The 2947-nt window shown below is 71.9% G+C and carries 2 protein-coding genes and 2 pseudogenes; 1 reads left to right on the top strand and 3 read right to left on the bottom strand.

What is annotated here, in order from left to right; genetic code table 11:
• Nucleotides 1–556: pseudogene (locus ACFU99_RS39525) on the top strand (MDMPI N domain containing protein); the annotation flags it as partial.
• A gap of 17 nt (nt 557–573) precedes the next feature.
• On the opposite strand, the gene purU reads toward ACFU99_RS39525, so the two are convergent.
• From purU to ACFU99_RS39510, 3 genes and pseudogenes are all read right to left on the bottom strand, one after another.
• Nucleotides 574–1446 (bottom strand): formyltetrahydrofolate deformylase, encoded by an 873-nt coding sequence (gene purU, locus ACFU99_RS39520; protein ID WP_384402321.1) that lies wholly within the window; start codon nt 1444–1446, stop codon nt 574–576.
• A gap of 154 nt (nt 1447–1600) precedes the next feature.
• Nucleotides 1601–2101, bottom strand: coding sequence for a hypothetical protein (locus ACFU99_RS39515; protein WP_384402324.1), 501 nt, complete (start codon nt 2099–2101; stop codon nt 1601–1603).
• A 105-nt stretch (nt 2102–2206) separates the two neighbouring features.
• A pseudogene (locus ACFU99_RS39510) lies at nt 2207–2947 on the bottom strand (hypothetical protein); the annotation flags it as partial.

Here is a 2947-nt window from a genome sequence, read left to right as displayed (position 1 = left end):
GGCCTGGCGCGACCAGGGGCACGCGCTGTTACGGACGGTGTCGTTCGCCGGGCGCGGGGCCGCCGGGCTCGACGTGTCGTACGGGCAGTTCACGCTGCCGCTGCGCGACTCGTTCCTCGACCGCGCCTTCGAGTGCTGGGTGCACGCCGGGGACATCGCCGACGCCGTCGACTACCCGTACGACCCGCCGTCCTCCGCCCACCTCAACCGCATGATCGACCTCGCGGCCCGGCTGCTGCCCGGCGCGCTCGCGCAGCGCCGCCGTACGGGCCTGGCGTCCCCCGCCCACGGCCCGGTCCTGGTGGGCGCGCCCGGCCGGTCGCTCCATCTGGAGATCGAGGGCAGCGGCGGCGGGGACTGGTACATCGCGCTGGACTCCCCCGCCGCCCTCGGCACGGCCGCCGAGTCGGTGGCCCACGTCGCCCTCGACGGCGCCGAGTTCTGCCGGCTGGCGGCGGGCCATGTGCCGCCGGAGGAGGCCGCCGCGGGCCAGGACGGGGACCGCGAGGCGATCCGTGACGTGCTCTTCGCGGCGGCGGCGCTGTCACGCCTGTGAGTCAGCTGCCGCGCGGGTTATGCGAAGACGACCGTCCGCCGGCCGTTGAGCAGCACACGGTGCTCGCCGTGCCACTTCACCGCGCGCGCCAGGGCCTGGCACTCCACGTCGCGGCCGATCGCCACGAGCTGGTCCGGGGTCACGTCGTGGCCGACGCGCTCCACCTCCTGCTCGATGATCGGGCCCTCGTCCAGGTCGGCCGTCACATAGTGGGCGGTCGCGCCGATGAGCTTCACGCCGCGGGCGTGCGCCTGGTGGTAGGGCTTCGCGCCCTTGAAGCTCGGCAGGAAGGAGTGGTGGATGTTGATGATCCGGCCCGACAGCGCCTTGCAGAGGTCGTCGGAGAGCACCTGCATATAGCGGGCGAGCACCACGAGTTCGACGTTCTCGGCGCGGACCAGCTCCAGCAGCTCGGCCTCCGCCTGCGCCTTGGTGTCCTTGGTCACCGGGATGTGGTGGAAGGGGACGCCGTACGAGCGGGTCAGCTCGCCGAACTCCGTGTGGTTGGAGACGACGGCCGCGATCTCGACGGGCAGCGCGCCGATGCGGGCGCGGAAGAGCAGGTCGTTCAGGCAGTGGCCGAACTTGGAGACCATCAGGACGACGCGCATCTTCGCGTCCGCCCGGTGGATCTGCCAGTCCATCTGGAAGGAGTCCCCGATGGCCGCGAAGCTGGCCCGCAGTTTCTCCAGCGTCACCGGCGGCTCGGCGCTGAAGTGCACCCGCATGAAGAAGAGCCCGGTGTCGTGGTCGCCGAACTGCTGGCTGTCCTCGATGTTGCAGCCGGTCATGAACAGATAGCTGGACACGGCGTGCACGATGCCCTGCTTGTCCGGGCAGGACAGCGTCAGGACGTACTGCTCGGGGGCGACGGGCTGCGTTTCACTCATAGCCCGACAGCGTCGCACACACGGCGCGCCCGGCGGGCCGCTCGGCGGTGTCCGGGCGCCGTCGAGCGGCGAGGATCACACCAAGGCCGCTGGGTGCGAGGAGCCGACCGGGGCCTCACCAGCGCCGTCCGACGCGAGGAGCACGCCGGGGCCGTCACACCACGCGCGTCACGATCGCCAGCACCTCCAGTGAGCGCGGGGCCGCGTCCGGGTCGTCGCCGTCGTTGACCGCGAGCCGGACGTGCGCCTCCCGGGACGCCCGTACGGCCTCCGGCCACGCCTCGTGTTCGAGGTAGGCGGAGACGGGGGCGTCGGCGCCCACCTGGTGCATGATCCGCAGGACGCGCAGCACGGCGGCGTCGACGAGCGCCGCCTCGGTCTGGTCGCGGAAGATCGTCCCGACGTATTTCTCGGCGGACCAGTTGTCCAGCCAGGTGTCCTCGACCAGCCGGTACACGGCGTCGGTGACGTCCCCGTACCCCTCCAGGGCGGGGAGCCAGCACTCCCGCTGGAAGACCGGGTCGGCGAGCATGTGCAGCGCCGAGCGCACATTCGCGCGCCAGCGCCACCACGGCATGTCATTGAGGGGCATGCCGTCCATGGTGGTCGAGCGGCGGCCGCGACGGGAAGACTTCTCCGAACCTTGCACGGTGATCGATCGTACGTTCTCCGCTCCGGAGCGCCATCCGGCCCCCGTTCCGCACCCCGCGGTCACCGCTCGTCGCGCAGGGTCACCCGACGGCGGCGGCTTCCCCGCCCGTCACAGCTGGGTGTACTGGTGCGGGGTCAGCCCGTACTTCGTCGCGATGGAGTTCCACAACGTCGCCGCCTGCTTCTTCGCCGCGGTGGCGTCGCCGCTCGCCTTGTTGGCGTGGCCCAGCTCGGGCGTGGTGCTCGCCTTGCCCTTCTTGCAGCCGTGCTTGGAGCCGACCTTGCCCGCCCACGCCGCGTAGTGGTTGTCGGCCGCCGCCGAGGACTGCCACGCCTTCTTCAGCTGGGCCTTGAGGGCGGCCTGTCCGGGGAGCTTGTCGAGCGGCATCTTCTCCAGGCGCTCGACGAGGCCGTTGCGCTGGCCCGCCGCGCCGTGCAGATCGGCCGCGGCCTTGTCGAGCTTCTTGCAGGACTTGATGGACTCCACGGAGTTGATCACGGCGTCGCGGCTGTTGTTGCTGTCCTTGAGCAGCGCGTCCAGCGCCTTCGCCTGGGGCAGCGCCGGGTCGTCCGGCTTCTTGTCGCCGTTCCCGTTCCCGTTCCCGTCCCCGTCCCCGGACTTGCCGCCGGTATCCGCCCCAGGGTTCTGGCCGGCCTCGTTCTTCTTGCCGCTGTCCTTGCCGTCGTCACCGCCGCTGAGCAGCGCGCCCGCGCCGAGGCCCGCGACGGCGCAGCACGCGACGACGATGCCGATCGCCGCGAGCGGGGTGATCTTGCGGCGGCGACCGCCGCCCTCGGAACGCCCCCGCGGCTCGTACTCGGGCTGCCCGAAGGAGGCGGGGGCCGGTCC

This window comes from Streptomyces sp. NPDC057654, assembly GCF_042800135.1.
Taxonomy (GTDB): domain Bacteria; phylum Actinomycetota; class Actinomycetes; order Streptomycetales; family Streptomycetaceae; genus Streptomyces.
This window is presented reverse-complemented; position numbering and strand designations above follow the sequence as displayed.